The following is a 17,883-nucleotide window of genomic DNA, read 5'->3' as shown; positions in this document are numbered from 1 at the left end:
TGTGGCGAGGCATGGAGGGAGAAAGCGGCATGAGCCATGGCCGAAACCGCATACTGCCCGTCATCCTCTGCGGCGGCTCCGGTACGCGGCTCTGGCCTGCCTCCAGGGATGGCAGGCCGAAGCAATTCATCGAGGTGCTCGGCAGGCACTCCACTTTTCAAGCCGCAGTCCAGCGCGTGGTTGATCCCGATATCTTTCTCCGCCCCGCCGTCATCGCCGGCAATGACATGCGCTTCACGGTGGCGGAGCAGCTGGCGCAGATCGGCGTGAACGCCGACATCATTCTCGAGCCGGTCGGGCGGGACACGGCTGCCGCCGTTGCCGTCGCGGCCTGCCATGCGGCTCGCCGTGATCTTGAAACCGTCGTCCTCGTCGCCGCCGCCGACCACGTGGTCGGCGACGCGGAGGCGTTCGCCGCCTCCTGCCGGGCGGCGCTCGAACCGGCCCGCCGGGGGCATGTCATGACCCTGGGCGTGGTGCCGCGATATCCCGCCACCGGCTACGGCTACATTCTGCCCGGCGAGCCCATCGAGGGCACCGATGCACGGGGGGTCGACCGCTTCGTCGAGAAGCCGGATGCCGTCACGGCGCAGCGCCATATCGACCAGGGCTTTCTCTGGAACAGCGGCAACTTTCTGTTCCGCGCCGATGTGATGATCGCGGAAATGGAGCGCTACAGGCCGGAGGTTCTGTCCGCCGCCAGAAAGGCCCTCGAAGCCGCCATCGTCGACAGCGATTTCATCCGTCTCGGCGAGGAGGCGTTCAGGCGCGCACCGAGGATCTCGATCGATGACGCCGTCATGGAGCGCACCGAGCGGGCAGGGGTCCTGCCCGTCTCGTTTCCCTGGTCCGACATCGGCTCCTGGGCCGCTCTGTGGGAGGCCTCGCCGCGCGACGAGGCCGGCAATGCGCTTCGCGGCCCTGTGGAAGTGGTTGAGACGCGCGGCAGCCTCGTTCACAGCGATGGCGTTTTCACCGCCGTCGTCGGCCTGGAGGATGTCGTCGTCGTCGCCAAGCCCGATGCGGTGCTGGTGACCTCACGCAGCCACTGCGACCTTGTGAAGAGCCTCGTGGTCTCGATGCGCGCGAAACAGAGCCCCGAGGCCAGCTAGCAGGCCTGCGGGGAATGTCCTTGGGGTTGGCGCTAGCGCGTCGACCACGGTCCGCGGCTCCAGGTCAAGCGCCTCATGGTGAGGCCGAGTGGGGGCCTGTCCCTTCAGAAGCATCACCACCGGTCCGAGCATTGGGGTGGTGAAGGGCACTGCCGATGTGACGGTGAACGGAAGCACGGGGCTCCTGCGCAAGAGCGAGTCCATCCATATCCCGGTCGGCGCCGTGCCCCGTTTCGCCCGTCCGGGGCGCGCCGAACGGGTCGTCAAGGCGTGCTCGGCGGATCGAGAGCGATCTCCATCTCGAAGTCGCGGCTCCCCCCCGGCGGGATCATGACGATCCCGGGCTTGCCCGTCAGCTCCCCTTCGAACCCGACGGGGTCGGCATAGCCCTGCCACGGCTCGATGCAGACATAGCCGGCGCCAGGCTTCGTCCAGATGCCGAGATGCGGCATGCCGGGGAACGACACCGTGAGGGAGCGGCGGCCCGGGACGCCGTAGCGCACCCTGCGGCTCGACAGCGTGCTCCAAACCAGCGCGCCGTCCAGAAACAGATCGTCGCGCAGGGGCAGGCGCTCGCCTTCGACAGGCGTCGGGCGCGATGCGTCTCCGATCAATCCATCCGACAGCCTGTGCAAGGAGGCGGTTTCCGCCGTCTCGAAGCGGATCTCGTGCGCCGTCCTGTCGCCGCCATAGGGCAGGGGCCAGCGCAGCGCCGGGTGGTAGCCGAACGAAACCGGCAGGGCGCGATCGCCCGTGTTGAACACCGAGGCCACGAAGACCAGAGTGGCCCCGTTGAGCCGGTAGGTCATGTCGAACCGGAAATCGAAGGGGAACTGCTCGCGCGTGGCGTCGCTCGCGTCCAGGCGGAGGCGGCAGGCTTCCTCCGAGGCATCGACAATCTCGAACAGAGAGGCGCGGGCGAACCCATGCTGCCTCATGGAATAGGCTTGCCCACCGATCAGCACCTGGTCGTCGCGCAAACGGCCGACGATGGGAAAGAGGAGAGGGGAGCGCCCCGTCCAGAACGCCGGATCGCCATCCCACAGCAAGTCCCGGCCCTCTTCGTCGCACAGGCGGATCAGCTCCGCGCCTTGCGAGGCGATCTGGGCCTTGAGGTGGCTGTTGGACAATGTGACCGTCATCGCGCGCTCCTGAGGGACTGATGGCTCCATCGTGTCCGACGGTTCTCAGACACTCAACACGATTCGACAATCGGCACGCCGTTCGTGGCGATCTTTTGCCGCCCTGGCGAGTTGTGTTTCCTCTGGGAACCGAAGAAGGAATTGCGGCTGTATGGCGGCCAGCGGAGATATTCTCGATTGTCTGATCGTGGGCGGCGGCCCGGCAGGGCTGACCACCGGGCTCTATCTTGCGCGGTTCAAGCGCCGCTTCCTGATCATCGACAGCGGCAGGCCCCGGGCAGCCTGGATTCCAACCAGCCACAACATTCCCATGTTCGCGGACGGCATCTCGGGCAACGAGCTCCTCGCCCGCGCGCGGGCCAATCTCGATCAATACGGTCAATGCATCCGCGGCGGCCGGGTGACCGGCCTGCGCCAGCAGCCGGACTGCTTCATCGCCCTCATCGAGGATGACGATGGCGGCACCGGCCAGATCTCGGCCAAACGCGTGGTTCTCGCCACGGGCGCCGTGGATATCGAGCCCGACCTTCCGGACGTGCCCAACGCCGTGCAGCGCGGATTGGTGCGCTACTGCCCCATCTGCGACGGCTACGAGTCCCGGGACCGCAAGATCGCGGTGATCGCGTATGGCTCCCATGGGCTGGGCGAGGCCGTCTTCATCGCCCGCACCTATTCCCGCGACGTTACCCTGCTGACGTTGGGGCAGACGCTTGAACTCACGCCCGACCAGCGGGGGCGTCTCGACGAGCACGGCATCAAGGTCGTCGAGGATCCCGTGGAATCCCTCGACATGGAGAAAGACTGCATCTCCGCGCTCCATGTCGGCGGGAAGGAGCACCGCTTCGACGTGCTCTATTCCGCGCTAGGCCTCAAATACCGGTCGGATCTCGCGATCTCCCTCGGGGCCGAGCACGACAAGTCGGGCAGCCTGCTCGTCGACGAGCACTGCCAGACGAGCATCAAGGGCCTCTATGCGGCGGGCGACATCGTCCGCGGCCTCGATCAGATCGTGGTGGGCATGAGCCATGCCGCCCATGCCGCCACGCATATCCACAACCATTGCGATCTCCCGACCGAGGATGAGCCGGGAGGCGCGTAAAGCCTGACAGGCAAGACCCCTCTCAGGCGAGAGCCTTCACGAGAAGAGGAAGGCTCACGTCCATGCGGTAATCCACGGAGGAATGGTTGTCGGGAAACTCCTCGTACACATGGGCGATGCCCGCCGCCTCGAGCTTGCGGTGCAATTGGCGTGATCCATAGACCATGTTGTACTGATCCGCGTCCCCGCAATCGATGTAGAAGGCTTTCAACTTGCGCAGGTTCTCCTGGCAGGCCTTGTCGTCGGCCATGCGCAGAGGATCCCAGCGCAGCCAGTTGGCCCAGCGTTCCTCGATGACCTCGCAGGTCTGGAGATCGACGGGCAGCCGGATGCCGCAGAACTGGGTCGGGTCGGGATCGAAGCTCGCAGCCTGGGCGAGGATCATCAGCACGTGCCAGTCCTGGTCCTTGGCCTTCGGTCCCTGTGCGAACTTGTTCAGGAAGGTTTCAATGGACATGCCGTGTCCCGCAAGGTGACGCAACGCGCCCGCGAACTCGCCGAGATGATAGAGATATTCGAAACCCACATCACCCGAGTGAGAGGCCGCCGCCGCCCAGACCGAGCCGCCGTGGCGCAGGGCGTGGATGAGCGAGCCGTACCCGCCCGAGCTCTTGCCGAACACGCCCCGGCGTCCGTCGCCGCCGCAGCCGAAACGCTCCTCCACGAAGGGCAGCATCTCGCGGATGAGAAAGGTCTCCCACGGTCCCATCGCGGCGCTGTCGACGTATTGATTGCCGCCCAGGCGCGTGAAGCAGTCGGGAAAGGCCACGGCGACGGGGGGCATCGCACCCGTGCCGATCAGGCGGTCGAGCCGCTCCGGAACGTTCTCGCCGTAATTCTTCCAGTTGGTGTGCACGGGTCCGCCGGCCGTATAGCCCACGAGATCGACGAGGAGCGGCAGGCCCCGCCCGTCATGGCCCGCCGGCACATAGACGTCGATCCGCCTCCGGGCGGGATCGCCGAGAAGGTTTCCCTTCAGGCACTCGCTGTCGATCCGGAGACTGTGCACCACGCCTTCCGGCACGTTATGATCCTTGCGCATCCTTGGTCCTCATCGCTCATGAGCGGACATGATGTGTCCCCTGAACGGGCACATGTCCATGAATCGGGCTCTTGCAGCAGTTAATAAGTCTATTCGGCCGCTAGCCTTTTCTCCTTTCCTGGCACTAGGGTGCCGCCTCAAGCGTCATTGTCTGGGGGAATAACATATGACCGATCGTTTCCTGCCTAAATGGACCTTGAAAACCGAAGGGGCCATCATGCCCGATGAGAGGCTGCCGACGGGCCAGATGGTCGTCGTAGGCCTTCAGCACGTGGTCGCCATGTTCGGCTCCACGGTGCTGGCTCCTATCCTGATGGGCTTCGACCCGAACGTCTCCATCCTGTTCTCCGGCCTCGCCACTCTCATCTTCTTCTTCGTGGTCGGCGGCCGGGTGCCGAGCTATCTCGGCTCGAGCTTCGCCTTCATCGGCCCCGTTCTCGTGGCCACGGGCGCGACCGTCGGCAGCCCGAACCCGAACCTCCCGCTCGCGCTCGGCGGCATCATCGCGGCCGGCGCGGTCTATTTCATCATCGGCCTGATCGTGCAGCTCGCGGGGCACCGCTGGATCGAGCGGCTCATGCCGCCGGTCGTCACTGGCGCGATCGTTGCCGCCATCGGCCTCGTGCTGGCGCCCGTCGCCATCAACAGCGCGTCGGGCGTGACGCCCGACAATGCGAACGGCTCGGACTTCGCGCGCTGGATCGCGCTCGCCACGGCCCTGTCCGTGGGGCTCGTCGCCGTCTATGCGCCGGGCATGTCGCGGCGCCTGCCGGTGCTCCTCGGCGGCGCCATCGGGTACCTGATCTACTTCATCTTCGCGAACCTGCTGGGCTACGGAACGCCCATCGACTTCGCGAAGATCGGGCAGGCGGCCTGGTTCGGCCTTCCCACGTTCCAGAGCCCCGTCTTCGACATGAGGGCCATGAGCCTGATCGCGCCCGTCGCCGTCATCCTCGTGGCCGAGAACCTCGGTCACATCAAGGCTATCGGCGCCATGACGGGCCGCAGCCTCGATCCCTATCTCGGACGCGCCTTCATGGGCGACGGTCTGGCCACGATGCTCTCGGGCGCCGCGGGCGGCACCGGCATGACGACCTATGCGGAGAACATGGGCGTGATGGCCGTGACCCGGATCTACTCGACCCTGGTCTTCATCATCGCCGCGGGCTTCGCCCTGCTGCTCGGCTTGTCGCCGAAGTTCGGCGCCTTCATCGCGACCATTCCGGGGCCGGTCCTCGGCGGTCTCTCGATCGTCGTGTTCGGCCTGATCGCGGCGACCGCCGGCCGCATCTGGGTGGAGAACCGGGTCGACTTCTCGAACCCGCGCAATCTCATCACCGTCGCGACCGCCCTGATCCTGGGCGCAGGCAACTTCAAGCTGAATGTCGGGGGCTTCACGCTCGACGGCATCGGCACCGCGACCTTCGGAGCGATCATCCTCTATCACCTCCTGAACATGATGCCGGCTCGCGCCGCCGACACGGCACGCGTTTAATTCGCGCACAGGAACACGCCTGAAGGAGCCCGCGTTGAGCCTCGACGCGGGCTTCTCCTTTTTTGACAATGACCAGACGAGGGCCCGCATCGTTCTTTCCAAACAGGGATGATGCCATGAGCTCCGGACAACAGCAGACGCTTCCTCCGCAGGTGCAGGACCAGCAGCCCGGTCACGAGACCGAAATGAATCCGAGGCCCGATTACGAGCCGCGCTATCCGGGCAGCGGCCGTCTCCAGGGCAAGACGGCTCTGATCACCGGCGGCGACAGCGGCATCGGACGCGCGGTGGCCGTTCTCTTCGCGCGGGAGGGGGCCGACGTCGCCATCGTTTACCTGAACGAGACCGAGGATGCGCGCGCCACGAAGCAACTCGTGGAACGAGAAGGGCGAACCTGTCTCACCATCGCGGGCGATGTGGGCGATCCGGGCTTCTGCCGCTCCGCAATGGACCAGACGATCCAGCGCTTCGGCAAGCTCGACGTGCTCGTGAACAACGCGGCCGAGCAGCATCCCAAATCCGAGATCTCCGAGATCAGTCCCGAGCAGATCGACCGCACCTTCCGGACGAACATCTTCGGCTACTTCTATATGGTCCAGGCGGCGATGCCGCACCTGAAGAAGGGCGCGGCCATCATCAACACGGCCTCGGTCACGGCCTATCGCGGCAGCTCGGAGCTTCTGGACTACAGCGCCACGAAGGGAGCCATCGTCGCCTTCACGCGCTCGCTCGCGCAAAAGCTCGCGGAAGAGGGCATCCGCGTGAACGGCGTTGCGCCCGGTCCCATCTGGACGCCCCTGATCCCCTCCACCTTCCCGGTCGAGAAGGTGACGAGCTTCGGAGCCAATACGCCGCTGAAACGGCCGGGGCAGCCGAACGAGGTCGCGCCTTCGTACCTGTTCCTCGCCTGCGAGGATGCCTCCTACATCACTGGTTCGATCCTGCATCCCAACGGCGGCGATCCCACGGAGTCCTGATCACGAAAAAGGCGGCTCGGAGAGCCGCCTTTTCATGCCGAAATCGATGCCGCACGCTCATCGGCGGCGGCGCACACGCACGGGAACCGGAGCGGGAGCCTGCTGCACCGTCAGAGCAAAGAAGAGAAGCACGGCGGACAGCGATGCTCCGATCAGGAAGGCCGCTTCTGCAATTTCAGCCTGCGACGCAAGGCCCGTGACGCCCGCGAGCAAAGTAAGAACGATGAAAAGAATGCAACCGCGAAGGGCAACGGAACGAGTCATCGACATATCTCCCAAGTCTTCTGAAAAACGTGCCTGAAGGGAGCCCGGTTCCATCATCGTTGAAAGGCTGGAGAATACTTATGCCGAGCTTCTCGACATCCTCATCGGCTCTCTCTTCAGCGGAACTTAACGGTTGCGCTTGGCGTTGGTTGAGGGTCATCGGCTGAGAGCTGATCTTAAAATTTAGCGAGGTAACACCATGCTCGGTTGGGCTGTCACTTTTCTCATCATCGCGCTGGTCGCGGCTCTGTTCGGTTTCGGCGGCATCGCCGGCACCGCCGTCGAAATCGCAAAGCTGATCTTCTTCGTTGCGATCGTGCTGTTCGCTATTTCGGCTGTCATCGGTCTTCTGCGCGGACGAAGCCCCATGTAGGGCGTCACGCGGCGCTTCATGCGACGAGACTTTCCGTATCGAGGAAAACGCCGCCTTCCGGGGCGGCGTTTTTCTTGGAATGACGCTGGTCTGCGGTCAGCCCTGGAGTGCCGCGCGGGTCATGCTGTCGGGGCCCAGGTCGTCCATATCGTCCACGTTCAAAATCGCGGCGAGGCGCAGGCGGGCGCGATTCACGCGGCTCTTGATGGTGCCGACGGCACACCCGCAGATGCTGGCGGCTTCCTCATAGGAAAAACCCGAGGCCCCGACGAGCAGCAGGGCTTCGCGCTGGTCGGAGGGGAGTTGGGCAAGAGCGGTGCGGAAATCCTCGAAATCGAGATGCGATCCCTGCTCGGGCTGAATCTTCAGGCGTCCGGCATAGGAGCCGTCCGGGTCTTCGACCTCGCGCCGGCGTTTGCGGTATTCGGAATGAAACAGATTGCGAAGAATGGTGAAGAGCCAGGCATTCAGATTGGTGCCCCGCTCGAAGCGGTGAAGGTTGGCGAGCGCCCGCAGCAGCGTGTCCTGAACGAGGTCGTCCGCCCTGTCGACCTGACCTGAAAGAGAGATGGCAAAAGCACGCAGACTGGGGACAGCGGCGAGCAGAGCCTCTCGTAGGTCAGGCTCGGCGGACACTGCTATCCCTCCCTCTTCTTGTCGAGTTGATCGAGCAGGTCCCTGAACCGGTCCGGGACCGGCTGTTGCATCAATTCGTCGTACATGGCGCGCAATTGGTCGCCGATTCTTTTCTGGCTGCTGCTGTCCAGTTTTGCATTGGTCCCAAGCTTGTCACTCGGAGGTGTGCTCGGGAGCGCCCGAGCCAGCTTGTTCCCCTTGTCGCTTGTCATCTGATTCCCCTTGCCATCCCGCATTTTATTCAGGGGTGGCCAACCTTGGCAGTAGCTCTATACTCATTTTCGAGCAATAACGCCTGTTGTTGAATACAGTTCCAGAAATGGAACTTTTCCAGCTTTGCCACGTTGGAAGTGCCATCGGTACAACGAGTCAAAAGCACATATAAGGGGAAGCGAATGTCGACAGCGCAGCTTGTCGTCCAGCACTTACCGTATCTTCGCCGTTATGCACGCGCCCTCACCGGCAGCCAGATGGCTGGCGACGCCTATGTGGCCGCGACCCTTGAGACGCTTGTGAGCGAGCCCGAGACCATCGGCCCCTCCGGTAACGTCAAGGTGGAGCTCTTTCAAGTCTTCACGCGAATCTGGAACTCGCTGTCGGTGAACGGCCGCAGCGAACAGATCCAGCGCGATCTGCCGGCGGAAGTCCGCCTGGGCCAGATCACGCCTCTGCCTCGTCAGGCGTTCCTCCTGTCCTGCCTCGAAGGCTTCGGAGAGGAAGAGGTCGGCCAGATTCTCGATGTGGACACGAAGACGGTCCGCGAACTCGTCGACGAAGCCGGCCGCGAGCTGGCAGCCGACATGGCGACTGACATTCTCATCATCGAGGACGAGCCGCTGATCGCCATGGACCTCGAAGCGCTCGTGGAAGGTCTGGGCCACAACGTCACGGGCGTCGCACGGACCCGCACCGAGGCGGTCAAGCTCGCCTCCACGAAGCAGCCGGGCCTGATCCTCGCCGATATCCAGCTCGCCGACGGCAGCTCGGGTCTCGACGCGGTCAACGATCTTCTGAAATCGTTCGAGGTGCCGGTGATCTTCATCACCGCCTATCCGGAGCGATTCCTGACCGGCGAGCGGCCCGAACCGGCCTTCCTGATCGCCAAGCCCTTCCAGCCGGCCAATGTGTCGGCCGTGATCAGCCAGGCCCTGTTCTTCCAGCAGAGCGCCAGGCGCCGCGAGCCTCGCGCCGCGACGGCCTGATCGCACTCTCAGGGATTGCAAGTAATGGCCCGGCTTCAAAGCCGGGCTTTTCTTTTGTCATACTGTAATCGGGACAAAAAAAGACGGGCGTCGAAGCCCGTCTAAAAGGTGCCGGCCAATGCACAAGGGGAATGCGGGGAGGACCAGGAGGCCGGTGCTTTAAGAACGCTCCTTGGAAAATAAAGGTTCCAGCTTTTTTCTTGCATTGTGCTCGCAAAGTTGTTCCGGAACATCAAAGTTAAGGTCGCGTTGTTTTCTCGAATGGTTGAGCTCAGCAGCAGGGAGACACGAATGCTCCTCACCGTTACGAGATTAGGCGTCCTGGCCGGCGCTGCCGTGCTGGCCGGCGGCATCGCGTTCGCGGATTCCGGAATCGGGGTTCTCAGATCGTCCTTGCTGAAGACGGCGCTGTTCGAGGAGCAGGCTGCCCCCAAGGGCGACAGGCTGGCGACGGTCCGCCCCGCGGACGGCGGGGTCAATGTCTCGATCGTGGAAATCGTCGGCCTCACTCATGCCACCGTGATCCTCCGCGGCGACAACGGCGAGGTTCTCTATCGATCGGATCCGCGCTCGGGCATCACCACCATCTCGAAGGACACGGATCTGCCCGCCCTGACGATGAAGGAGGAGCTGCAGGCTCCGTCCGTCGAGAATCCGCCCGTAGCGCGCGAAGGCAACGACGGGACCCGGAAGCCGAAGCAGAAGACGCCCGTCGGCTGCATGGGCGACGTGAGCCCTCTCGCCAAGGCCAGCGCCAACAGGATGCCGAGCCTCTGTCTGGCCTCTCTGGAGCAGCCTCTGTCCTGAAATCGCTCACCCCTCATGAGCGCGCTTCGAACGCCACCTTTCATGAAGAATGAAAACAAAAGTTTCGGAGGCGCATGATATGTCGGGCGGTCATTTGGATATGATCAAGTATTCAAGATCCAATCCGGAAATTATTGTCCGATAACAGGATTTTGAATACCGGCATATTTGGAACGGCTGCTGAGGCATGGCGTTTTGCCTCTGCGCATTCGGCGCATATCGCGATTCAATGGACATTCAGGAGAACATCACGATGCTGAAGAAGCATATGGCAGCTTGCCTTGTCGTGACAGCTTTCGCGGCTGCGCCCGCCTTCGCCCAGACCTCGCCCTCCGCTCCGACCGATCGTCCTACCGCGTCCGGTTCCGGCTCGGCGACCTCGGGCTCCCCGGCGATGCAGCCCGGCGTAGCCGGCTCCTCGTCCACGACCGCTCCTTCGGCGGCACCGTCGTCCGCGGGGTCGGCGGCGATGAACCAGAGCGGTTCGCAGGGACAGTTCATGACCCGGATGGACGCGAACCAGGTGATGGCGTCCGACCTGATCGGAACCCGCGTCGTCAGCACGAACAACGAGTCGATCGGCGACATCAATGATGTGGTCATGGACCGCGGCGGTCAGGTGATGGCGGTCGTCGTGGGCGTCGGCGGCTTCCTCGGCATTGGCGAGAAGAACGTGGCCGTCCCGTTCAATTCCCTGGAATTCGCCGACAGCCGGCAGGCGAACGCCATGGACAACGCCGGCGGCAACGTGTCGACCACCGGCTCGACCGCCTCGGGCATTGCGGCGGGCGGCTCGTCGAACTCGAACATGGCGACGAACAACGCCACGGCGGGGAGCGGCAAGGCGGCTTCGTCGAACGAGCCGGATCGCGTGATCCTGCGCATGACGAAGGCCGAACTTCAGGCCGCTCCGGCCTTCAAGGCCAACGCGGACAACGACGCGAACCGCTCGACTACCGGCTCGACCGGCGCGGGCGGCAATACGACCCAGCAGTGATGGTGACCGGCCCCGGCCGGTTCAGGGCGCCCCGGTCGTTCCGGGGCGCCTTTTCCGTTTGGCCCGGAGGCAAAACAGAAAAGGCGCAGCCACCGAGGTGACTGCGCCTTGAAAGGTGCCAGTTCGAGGGGGCATTCGAACCGGTTGCCTCGACAACGCTCCGCCCCGAGGAAGGTTCCAGGGCTTTTCGCAAAAAAACTCGCGGTGGCTCGGATGGGAAGTTTCGGATGCAAGGAACCCGGCCGTTTCGGGCACGTTGCCCCGCCGAGAGAATGCGGAGACCCCGATGACTGCGACCAACGAACTGGATGCGGCTTTGTGCCAGGAAGAGCTTCCCGACGAGTTCTCCCGGCTCGCTTCGAGTTCCTCCCCCCGTGAGAAGCCGAGCGTCGCCTGGATGCTGAGCGGGATCGTGCAGGATTGCCAGCAGGACGAGGTGACGTGCCCTCTCATGCTCCGTCGGCACCTGGTCGTGCCGGCCTGGTCCCGGAGGATCGCTCCCGGCATTCAGCACCGGCCCTAGAGAACGCATTGCTTCAGGCTCGTTTGTTTAATGAATGAAACACACGCGAAACCGTTCGGGCTCGATCCCGTTGCCGTTCTCTTTCACCCCACCGCAGTGCCGGTGATCGACGTCTTCCGATCCATCGACAGTTTGGACGATCAATACGACCTCACGCTTCTCGATGGTCCCGAGCGAGCGCTCGCCGCCTATGTGCGGCCGGGTGTCGCCAAGGGCATCGTCTCGGATGCGCTGTTGCTGGCTTTTGCGCTGAGCCGGCAGCGGGCGCGGGCCTTCGATCATCGCCCGCTCCACTCGCGATCCGGCAGTCGTGATGAATACGGCCTTCTGGCTCTGATCGGAGCCTCGCGTCGGCCCGGTTTCGAAGAAGTCGCCCGCGAGGCGTCGACCTTTCTCAAGGTCGCGCCCCTGGACCTCCTGTCTGCCTTGGCCGGAGAGCTCGCGCGGCAAATCGATCTGGGGTCCATCGTCTTCCCGATGCCGAGCTTGGGCGAATTCAGAGCCGTGATCGGGGTCGAGGCGAGGGGACGGGACATCCTCGTCGAGACCTTCGGCAAGCCGGAGCGGCATTTGGGCCTTTGATGTTTCGTGCTTCCGAGCGACGAAAAACAAAGGGGCCGCTCAGCGGCCCCTTTTCATGTTCGGGCTTGCCTTTCCTATTCCTGCGTACCGCGGGTATTGCCCGAAGCCTGGCCACCCTTGCGGCCTGCCTCGGAAGCAAGCTCACGGTCCTGCGAGAAGGAACGCTTCTCGGCGGGAACGCTTTTTCCGCCTTTACTTGCGATTTCACGCTGCCGGTCTGAATCCATGGACGCGAAACCGCGCTTCGAAGTCGAACCACTTGGCGCCATCTTATGCCTCCTTGACCAATGATGTTCGTGGTTGAACAACCGTTCGCTAATTCGATGGTTCCGGAGGGAAAGCCGGAACCTTTGCAAAAAATTTTTATGAAAAAAAGCAAAGTAGATGAAGAACGTTTTCCGATTTGATTGCTACGCTTAAATAATGGCAATACTCTGTTGTTTGTACCTTTGTAGGTGGGGGGTGCGACAAGTTGGAAAAGCATAGAAGATTAACAATTCTATTTAAGAAGTTAACGCGATTACCGCGTTAGTATTTGATTCTAAGGGCTCTAGAATGCCGTCCCATAAGATCCTCCATTGTCGAATGGTCCGCGAGATCAGATCCGATGCAGCCGCAATATTCTGCGAACGGTCGCGGGCGACTATGTGCGGGCCGATTTGACTCTAAGATTTCACTCCCAGGAGGCGATTGACTCAAACCTACGGTCCCGGCTGCGGCGCTTTCTTCTGTGAAGTCTCAGGTTCGGGCCGGCCCGCAACCCGTCCGACGGGAGTGATTGCGTGGATCGGGCAGTGTATGAGTCCCACCAGACAGCTGTGATGAGAGGGCAGGATGACCTACGACGACACGAACGTATTCGCGAAAATCCTGAAAGGCGAGCTGCCGTGCCACAAGGTCTACGAGACCGAGCATGTGCTGGCTTTCATGGACATCATGCCGCGTGGCGAGGGCCATGTGCTCGTCATTCCCAAGGCGAAGGCCCGCAACATTCTCGACGCGAAGCCCGACGATTTCGCGGAACTCTCCAAGGCCGTCCAGGTCGTCGCACGGGCGACGAAGGATGCCTTTTCCGCCGATGGACTGACGATCCAGCAATTCAATGAAAGCGCCGGCGGGCAGGTGGTGTTCCACCTGCACGTGCATGTCATTCCGCGCTTCGAGGGCGTTCCGCTGAAGCCGCATACGGGCCAGATGGAGGCCAACGACGTGCTGGCCGCCCATGCCGAGAAGATCAGGGCAGCCTTGAAGGCCTGATGAAGAGATCGGAAGGGCGGGCGTTGGGCTCGCCCTTCTTTCTATGCTTATTCCGCCCAGTTGAGGGAACGCGCGACGGCCTTGTCCCATTCCGCGTTCAGGCGGGAGCGGCGGTCGGCCTCCATGGCGGGCGTCCAGCGCTTGTCGATGGCCCAGTTGCGAACGAGGTCGTCCTTGCCGGCCCAGAAGCCGACCGCGAGGCCCGCCGCGTAGGCGGCGCCCAGCGCCGTGGTCTCGATGACCTTCGGGCGCACCACCGGCACGTCGAGGATATCGGCCTGGAACTGCATGAGCAGTTCGTTGACCACCATGCCGCCATCCGTGCGCAGCTCTTTCACCGCGATGCCGGTATCCTTCGTCATGGCTTCCAGCACCTCGCGGGTCTGGAAGGCGGTTGCCTCGAGGGCGGCGCGGGCGATATGGGCCTTGGTGGCGTAGCGCGTCAGGCCGCCGAACAGGCCCCGGGCATGGGAGTTCCAGTGCGGGGCATAAAGGCCCGAGAAGGCCGGCACGATTGTGACGCCGCCATTGTCCTCCACGCTGGCGGCCAGGGCCTCGATCTCGTGGCTCGCCTGGATCAGCCCGAGATTGTCGCGCAGCCACTGCACCAGGGCCCCGGCGATCGCGATCGAGCCTTCGAGCACATAGACCGGCTTCTCGGTCCCGAACTGGTAGCCCAGCGTCGTCAGCAGGCCGCATTTCGACGGGTAGGGGGTCTCGCCGGTGTTCATGAGCATGAAGCAGCCGGTGCCGTAGGTGTTCTTGGCCTCACCCGGCTGGAAGCAGGCCTGGCCGACGAGGGCCGCCTGCTGGTCTCCGAGAATCCCTGCGATGGGGACGCCCGCGAGGTCGTCCTTGGCGACGCCGTAGACCTCGCTCGATGACCTGATGGTCGGCAGGCAGGCCCGGGGGATGTCGAACAGGGACAGGATGTCTTCGTCCCAGTCGAGGCTCTCCAGGTTCATGAGCTGCGTGCGGCTGGCATTAGTCACGTCGGTGATGTGGCAGCCGTCGTTCACGCCGCCCGTCAGGTTCCAGACGAGCCAGGTGTCGATATTGCCGAACAGCACGTCTCCGGCTTCAGCCTTCTCCCGCGCGCCGGGAACATGGTCGAGGAGCCAGCGCAGCTTCAGGCCCGAGAAATAGCTCGCGAGCGGCAGCCCGGTCTTGGCGCGCAGGCGGTCGTGGCCGCCGTCCTTCGCGAAGTCCTCCACGATCGGGTCGACCCGGGTGTCCTGCCAGACGAGAGCGTTGTGCAGGGGCTTGCCCGTTCGCCTGTCCCAGATCAGCGTGGTCTCGCGCTGATTGGTGATGCCGATGGCGGCGAGGTCGCGGGGCGACAGCCCTTTCCTGGCCAGCGCCTCCCGGATCACGTCTTGCGTGTTGCGCCAGATCTCGAGCGGATCGTGCTCCACGTAGCCGGGCTTGGGATAGATCTGCTCGTGCTCCTTCTGGCCGACGGACACGATGGTCCCCGCCGTGTCGAAGACGATGAAGCGCGAGCTGGTCGTGCCCTGATCGATTGCGCCGATATACTGAGCCATGGGCATGCCTTCCGGTGCTTACTGAGCCGCGATGGATGCTGCTTTCTGCTTGGCTATATAGGCATCGATCTTGGCCGGAGCACCAGCGGGAACGTGAAGGCCGAGCTTGGAGCGGCGCCACAGGATGTCCTCGGCGCTGCGCGCCCATTCCCGGCGCATGAGATAATCGACTTCCGCTCCCGTCAGGCCGGCGCCGAAATCCTCGCCGAGATCGGCCATGGACTTGGCTTCGCCCATGAGCTCGACCATGCGGGTGCCATAGGCGCGGGCGAGGCGATGGGCCAGCTGCTCGGGCAGGAAGGACCAGCGCTGGCGCACGCCCGCGAAGAATTTGTCGAAATCGGCATCGACGATGTCGCCGCCCGGCATCTTGGCTGCTTCGGTCCAGGACGGCTTCATGTCCGGGAAGAAAGCCTTCAGCTCGTCGAGCGCGTGCTCGGCGAGCTTGCGGAAGGTGGTGATCTTGCCGCCGAAGATCGACAGCACCGGGGCCTGGCCCTGCGGCGCGTCCATGTCGAACACGTAGTCGCGGGTCACGGCGGAGGCGTTGGACGAGCCGTCGTCGAACAGGGGGCGCACGCCCGAATAGCTCCACACGACATCAGCCGGGGTCATCTGCTTCTTGAAGAAGTGGTTCACCACGTTGCAGAGATACTGCACTTCCTCGGGGCTGATCTCGACCTTCTTGTCCGGAACCGATTCCACCGGGATGTCGGTGGTGCCGATGAGGGTGAACTTCTCCTGGTAGGGAATTGCGAACACGATGCGCTTGTCCGTGTTCTGCAGGATGAAGGCTTCCTTCGTGTCAAAGAGCTTGGGCACCACGATGTGGCTGCCCTTCACGAGGCGCACGTTCTTCGTGGTGTTGAGGCCGAGCTTGGCGTTGAGCACGTCGGCCACGAAGGGCCCGCCCGCATTGACGATTACCTTCGCGCGGACCTCCTGGGTCGCGCCCGTCTCCGCGTCCTGGAGGGTGGCCACCCACAGGTTGCCCTCGCGGCGGGCGGAGGTGAGTTTGGTGCGCACGCGGATATCCGCGCCCTTCTCGAAGGCGTCGAGGGCGTTGAGCGCCACCATGCGGCTGTCCTCGACCCAGCAGTCGGAATAGACGAAGGCCGTGTCGAAGCCGGGCTTCAGGCCCTGGCCGGCCGGATGCCGGGTGAGCTTGATCGTTTCCGTGCCCGGCAGCTTCTTGCGCGGGGCGAGATGGTCGTAGAGGAAGAGACCGAGGCGCACGAACCAGGCAGGGCGGATGCCCTTCTCATGGGGCAGGATGAAGCGCAGCGGCCAGATGATGTGAGGCGCGGAATTGAGCAGGCGCTCGCGCTCGAACAGGGCCTCGCGGACCAGACGGAACTCGTAATACTCTAGATAGCGCAGGCCGCCGTGAATCAGCTTCGTCGACGCGGAAGAGGTGTAGCCCGCCAGATCGCCCTGTTCGCAGAGCACCACGGAGAGGCCCCGGCCCACCGCATCGCGGGCGATGCCCGCACCGTTGATGCCGCCGCCAACGATGAGAAGATCAGTTACTGCCGTCACGGAACGCGTCTTTCTGTAAACCAAGCCATTCAGTCAGTGAGCAAATGAGTTCTTTAGCCGTCTAACGCAAGTAAATTTTCAGGCTTGTCACGCCCCTTCTGCAGCACCAGGACGGCCAGGAAGAAGGCGAGCGAAGCCACCGAAATGGCCAAGCACAGGATCATGACCGCCGTGTAACCGCCCCACCAGGCCCAGAGCGCACCGAACAGAAAGGGGGCCGATGCGGTGGTCAGGCGCACGGGCATCGCGATCATGCCCTGGATGACGCCGTAATTCTCGCGGCCGAACAGCTCCGGCGGCAGGAGGGCGCGGACGATGGTCATCATGCCGTTCGAGGCGCCGAACAGCGCAGCGAACGCGGCGACCAGCCAGGATCCCGCGGAAAGCAGGGGCAGGAGGCCGAAGGCGAGGACGCCTAGCCCCAGGGTGACGATTCCGGTTCCCTTCATGCCGAAGGCGCGCTCTCCCGCCGCCATGGCCATGCGTCCCGCCACCTGAGCCGGGCCGATAATGGAAAACGCGACCACGGCCATCTCCAGGCTGTAGCCCCTTTCCGTCAGCAGCGGGATCAGGTGGATCGGCAGGCCCGCCGCGATCAGGCCCTGGAGCACGGATGCCGCCACGAAGCACCAGAACGAGGCCCTGCGCAGCACGGAGCGGGCGCTCGCCGGGAGGGTCCTGGGCTGCTCGCCGGCGGGGCGGGCCTGCGCCTTCAGGGCCGGGGGGATGAAGACCGCATGCACCACGGCGCAGATGAAGAGGTTGAACCCGGCCAAGACCAGGAGAGCGCTGCGCCAGCCCAGATGCTCGATGAGAAGATGGGTAAGGGGGATGAAGATCGTGCTCGCGAAGCCGCCGACCAGGGTCATGAAGGTGATGCCCCGGCGGGCGACGAAGCCGAGCCTGCGGGCCAGAACCGCAAAGCCCGGCTCGTAGAACACGCTGCTCATGGACAGCCCCATGGCCATCCAGATGAGGACGAAGGCGGGATAGCTTTCCACCTGCGACCAGAGCGCCAGGAGAGCGGCCGCCAGAACCGAGCCGCCGGTCATCACCGCGCGGCCATAGCCCAGATCGATGAGCCGCCCGACCGGCACGGCGAAGAAGGCCGATGTGCCGAGGGCGAGCGAGTAGGCCGCCATCATCTCGGACTTGTCCCAGCCGAGGTCCCGGCCCATCGGATCGACGAAGAGCGCGAAGGCATAGAAGATCGTGCCGTAGGAAATCAGAACCGTCAGCGACAGGGCGGAGACGAAGGCCCAGGGCAGGCGGGCGGGAGCGGACATGATGTT

The 17,883-nt window shown here is 63.8% G+C and carries 21 protein-coding genes; 12 read left to right on the top strand and 9 right to left on the bottom strand.

Features of this window, described 5'->3' with window-relative positions:
• Window positions 1-29: 29 nt before the first annotated feature.
• Window positions 30-1,112 (top strand): mannose-1-phosphate guanylyltransferase/mannose-6-phosphate isomerase, encoded by a 1,083-nt coding sequence (locus ACS5Q0_RS06095; RefSeq protein ID WP_473125716.1) that lies wholly within the window; start codon window positions 30-32, stop codon window positions 1,110-1,112.
• An 88-nt stretch (window positions 1,113-1,200) separates the two neighbouring features.
• Window positions 1,201-1,446 carry a hypothetical protein gene (locus tag ACS5Q0_RS06090; RefSeq protein ID WP_473125715.1) on the top strand — a complete coding sequence of 82 codons (246 nt, stop codon included), beginning with the start codon at window positions 1,201-1,203 and terminating at the stop codon, window positions 1,444-1,446.
• On the opposite strand, the gene ACS5Q0_RS06085 is transcribed toward ACS5Q0_RS06090, so the two are convergent.
• Window positions 1,376-2,254, bottom strand: a complete 879-nt coding sequence (locus ACS5Q0_RS06085; protein WP_473125714.1) for an aldose 1-epimerase family protein — start codon at window positions 2,252-2,254, stop codon at window positions 1,376-1,378. The genes ACS5Q0_RS06090 and ACS5Q0_RS06085 overlap by 71 nt on opposite strands.
• A gap of 151 nt (window positions 2,255-2,405) precedes the next feature.
• On the opposite strand from ACS5Q0_RS06085, the gene ACS5Q0_RS06080 reads away from it, so the two are divergent.
• The gene (locus ACS5Q0_RS06080) at window positions 2,406-3,353 is read left to right on the top strand and encodes an NAD(P)/FAD-dependent oxidoreductase (RefSeq protein ID WP_473125713.1); all 948 of its coding nucleotides are present in this window, start codon (window positions 2,406-2,408) and stop codon (window positions 3,351-3,353) included.
• A 22-nt stretch (window positions 3,354-3,375) separates the two neighbouring features.
• Here ACS5Q0_RS06080 and ACS5Q0_RS06075 read toward each other — a convergent pair whose 3' ends face one another.
• Window positions 3,376-4,395 carry an alpha/beta hydrolase gene (locus tag ACS5Q0_RS06075; protein ID WP_473125712.1) on the bottom strand — a complete coding sequence of 340 codons (1,020 nt, stop codon included), beginning with the start codon at window positions 4,393-4,395 and terminating at the stop codon, window positions 3,376-3,378.
• Window positions 4,396-4,561: 166 nt separating this feature from the next.
• On the opposite strand from ACS5Q0_RS06075, the gene ACS5Q0_RS06070 reads away from it, so the two are divergent.
• Together ACS5Q0_RS06070 and ACS5Q0_RS06065 are read left to right on the top strand one after the other, a co-directional pair.
• Entirely contained in the window at window positions 4,562-5,890 is a 1,329-nt protein-coding gene (locus tag ACS5Q0_RS06070; RefSeq protein WP_473125711.1) for a solute carrier family 23 protein, read from the top strand.
• A gap of 116 nt (window positions 5,891-6,006) precedes the next feature.
• Window positions 6,007-6,867, top strand: a complete 861-nt coding sequence (locus ACS5Q0_RS06065; RefSeq protein WP_473125710.1) for an SDR family oxidoreductase — start codon at window positions 6,007-6,009, stop codon at window positions 6,865-6,867.
• Between the two features lie 57 nt (window positions 6,868-6,924).
• On the opposite strand, the gene ACS5Q0_RS06060 is transcribed toward ACS5Q0_RS06065, so the two are convergent.
• Complete coding sequence (locus ACS5Q0_RS06060) at window positions 6,925-7,131, bottom strand: hypothetical protein (RefSeq protein WP_473125709.1); 207 nt, start codon at window positions 7,129-7,131, stop codon at window positions 6,925-6,927.
• A 199-nt stretch (window positions 7,132-7,330) separates the two neighbouring features.
• Here ACS5Q0_RS06060 and ACS5Q0_RS06055 point away from each other — a divergent pair, with 199 nt between their 5' ends.
• Window positions 7,331-7,504, top strand: a complete 174-nt coding sequence (locus ACS5Q0_RS06055; protein ID WP_009494036.1) for a DUF1328 domain-containing protein — start codon at window positions 7,331-7,333, stop codon at window positions 7,502-7,504.
• A gap of 96 nt (window positions 7,505-7,600) precedes the next feature.
• Here the strand turns inward: ACS5Q0_RS06055 and ACS5Q0_RS06050 are convergent, their stop codons facing one another.
• Together ACS5Q0_RS06050 and ACS5Q0_RS06045 are read right to left on the bottom strand one after the other, a co-directional pair.
• The gene (locus tag ACS5Q0_RS06050) at window positions 7,601-8,140 is read right to left on the bottom strand and encodes a sigma-70 family RNA polymerase sigma factor (RefSeq protein WP_473125708.1); all 540 of its coding nucleotides are present in this window, start codon (window positions 8,138-8,140) and stop codon (window positions 7,601-7,603) included.
• A 2-nt stretch (window positions 8,141-8,142) separates the two neighbouring features.
• Window positions 8,143-8,352: a NepR family anti-sigma factor gene (locus tag ACS5Q0_RS06045; RefSeq protein ID WP_473125707.1), complete on the bottom strand. Its 210-nt coding sequence runs from the start codon at window positions 8,350-8,352 to the stop codon at window positions 8,143-8,145.
• 183 nt (window positions 8,353-8,535) lie between these two features.
• Between ACS5Q0_RS06045 and ACS5Q0_RS06040 the strand changes: the two genes are divergently transcribed.
• The 5 genes from ACS5Q0_RS06040 to ACS5Q0_RS06020 all read left to right on the top strand — a co-directional run bounded on the left by ACS5Q0_RS06040 (window position 8,536) and on the right by ACS5Q0_RS06020 (window position 12,251).
• Window positions 8,536-9,342, top strand: coding sequence for a response regulator (locus ACS5Q0_RS06040; RefSeq protein WP_091129387.1), 807 nt, complete (start codon window positions 8,536-8,538; stop codon window positions 9,340-9,342).
• 291 nt (window positions 9,343-9,633) lie between these two features.
• On the top strand, window positions 9,634-10,149 hold the full coding sequence (locus ACS5Q0_RS06035) for a hypothetical protein (RefSeq protein ID WP_473125706.1): 516 nt from the start codon (window positions 9,634-9,636) through the stop codon (window positions 10,147-10,149).
• A 253-nt stretch (window positions 10,150-10,402) separates the two neighbouring features.
• Window positions 10,403-11,146: a PRC-barrel domain-containing protein gene (locus tag ACS5Q0_RS06030; protein WP_473125705.1), complete on the top strand. Its 744-nt coding sequence runs from the start codon at window positions 10,403-10,405 to the stop codon at window positions 11,144-11,146.
• A gap of 286 nt (window positions 11,147-11,432) precedes the next feature.
• Window positions 11,433-11,669, top strand: coding sequence for a hypothetical protein (locus ACS5Q0_RS06025; RefSeq protein ID WP_473125704.1), 237 nt, complete (start codon window positions 11,433-11,435; stop codon window positions 11,667-11,669).
• 30 nt (window positions 11,670-11,699) lie between these two features.
• Window positions 11,700-12,251: a hypothetical protein gene (locus ACS5Q0_RS06020; protein ID WP_473125703.1), complete on the top strand. Its 552-nt coding sequence runs from the start codon at window positions 11,700-11,702 to the stop codon at window positions 12,249-12,251.
• 74 nt (window positions 12,252-12,325) lie between these two features.
• Here ACS5Q0_RS06020 and ACS5Q0_RS06015 read toward each other — a convergent pair whose 3' ends face one another.
• Window positions 12,326-12,520, bottom strand: coding sequence for a con-10 family general stress protein (locus ACS5Q0_RS06015; protein ID WP_370438402.1), 195 nt, complete (start codon window positions 12,518-12,520; stop codon window positions 12,326-12,328).
• A gap of 565 nt (window positions 12,521-13,085) precedes the next feature.
• Between ACS5Q0_RS06015 and ACS5Q0_RS06010 the strand changes: the two genes are divergently transcribed.
• Complete coding sequence (locus tag ACS5Q0_RS06010; RefSeq protein ID WP_473125702.1) at window positions 13,086-13,508, top strand: HIT family protein; 423 nt, start codon at window positions 13,086-13,088, stop codon at window positions 13,506-13,508.
• Between the two features lie 47 nt (window positions 13,509-13,555).
• Here ACS5Q0_RS06010 and glpK read toward each other — a convergent pair whose 3' ends face one another.
• Genes glpK through ACS5Q0_RS05995 form a run of 3 tightly spaced genes read right to left on the bottom strand, consistent with a single transcriptional unit; the run spans window position 13,556 to window position 17,877 of the window.
• Window positions 13,556-15,052: a glycerol kinase GlpK gene (glpK, locus tag ACS5Q0_RS06005; protein ID WP_473125701.1), complete on the bottom strand. Its 1,497-nt coding sequence runs from the start codon at window positions 15,050-15,052 to the stop codon at window positions 13,556-13,558.
• Window positions 15,053-15,070: 18 nt separating this feature from the next.
• Window positions 15,071-16,591, bottom strand: a complete 1,521-nt coding sequence (locus ACS5Q0_RS06000; protein WP_473125700.1) for a glycerol-3-phosphate dehydrogenase — start codon at window positions 16,589-16,591, stop codon at window positions 15,071-15,073.
• A 53-nt stretch (window positions 16,592-16,644) separates the two neighbouring features.
• Window positions 16,645-17,877: an MFS transporter gene (locus ACS5Q0_RS05995; RefSeq protein ID WP_473125699.1), complete on the bottom strand. Its 1,233-nt coding sequence runs from the start codon at window positions 17,875-17,877 to the stop codon at window positions 16,645-16,647.
• Window positions 17,878-17,883: the final 6 nt, after the last annotated feature.

This window comes from Microvirga sp. HS2, from assembly GCF_055792805.1.
Note: the sequence above shows the minus strand (reverse complement) of the source record. Positions and strands in the feature narration are given on the sequence as shown.

Coding starts and splice junctions, on each gene's coding strand:
- ACS5Q0_RS06035 (WP_473125706.1), top strand. CDS start 9,634: ATGCTCCTCACCGTTACGAGATTAGGCGTCCTGGCCGGCGCTGCCGTG.
- ACS5Q0_RS06015 (WP_370438402.1), bottom strand. CDS start 12,520: ATGGCGCCAAGTGGTTCGACTTCGAAGCGCGGTTTCGCGTCCATGGAT.
- ACS5Q0_RS06020 (WP_473125703.1), top strand. CDS start 11,700: ATGAATGAAACACACGCGAAACCGTTCGGGCTCGATCCCGTTGCCGTT.
- ACS5Q0_RS06085 (WP_473125714.1), bottom strand. CDS start 2,254: ATGACGGTCACATTGTCCAACAGCCACCTCAAGGCCCAGATCGCCTCG.
- ACS5Q0_RS06045 (WP_473125707.1), bottom strand. CDS start 8,352: ATGACAAGCGACAAGGGGAACAAGCTGGCTCGGGCGCTCCCGAGCACA.
- ACS5Q0_RS06055 (WP_009494036.1), top strand. CDS start 7,331: ATGCTCGGTTGGGCTGTCACTTTTCTCATCATCGCGCTGGTCGCGGCT.
- ACS5Q0_RS06080 (WP_473125713.1), top strand. CDS start 2,406: ATGGCGGCCAGCGGAGATATTCTCGATTGTCTGATCGTGGGCGGCGGC.
- ACS5Q0_RS06030 (WP_473125705.1), top strand. CDS start 10,403: ATGCTGAAGAAGCATATGGCAGCTTGCCTTGTCGTGACAGCTTTCGCG.
- ACS5Q0_RS06060 (WP_473125709.1), bottom strand. CDS start 7,131: ATGACTCGTTCCGTTGCCCTTCGCGGTTGCATTCTTTTCATCGTTCTT.
- ACS5Q0_RS06075 (WP_473125712.1), bottom strand. CDS start 4,395: ATGCGCAAGGATCATAACGTGCCGGAAGGCGTGGTGCACAGTCTCCGG.
- ACS5Q0_RS06095 (WP_473125716.1), top strand. CDS start 30: ATGAGCCATGGCCGAAACCGCATACTGCCCGTCATCCTCTGCGGCGGC.
- ACS5Q0_RS06025 (WP_473125704.1), top strand. CDS start 11,433: ATGACTGCGACCAACGAACTGGATGCGGCTTTGTGCCAGGAAGAGCTT.
- ACS5Q0_RS06065 (WP_473125710.1), top strand. CDS start 6,007: ATGAGCTCCGGACAACAGCAGACGCTTCCTCCGCAGGTGCAGGACCAG.
- ACS5Q0_RS06070 (WP_473125711.1), top strand. CDS start 4,562: ATGACCGATCGTTTCCTGCCTAAATGGACCTTGAAAACCGAAGGGGCC.
- ACS5Q0_RS05995 (WP_473125699.1), bottom strand. CDS start 17,877: ATGTCCGCTCCCGCCCGCCTGCCCTGGGCCTTCGTCTCCGCCCTGTCG.
- ACS5Q0_RS06040 (WP_091129387.1), top strand. CDS start 8,536: ATGTCGACAGCGCAGCTTGTCGTCCAGCACTTACCGTATCTTCGCCGT.
- glpK (WP_473125701.1), bottom strand. CDS start 15,052: ATGGCTCAGTATATCGGCGCAATCGATCAGGGCACGACCAGCTCGCGC.
- ACS5Q0_RS06010 (WP_473125702.1), top strand. CDS start 13,086: ATGACCTACGACGACACGAACGTATTCGCGAAAATCCTGAAAGGCGAG.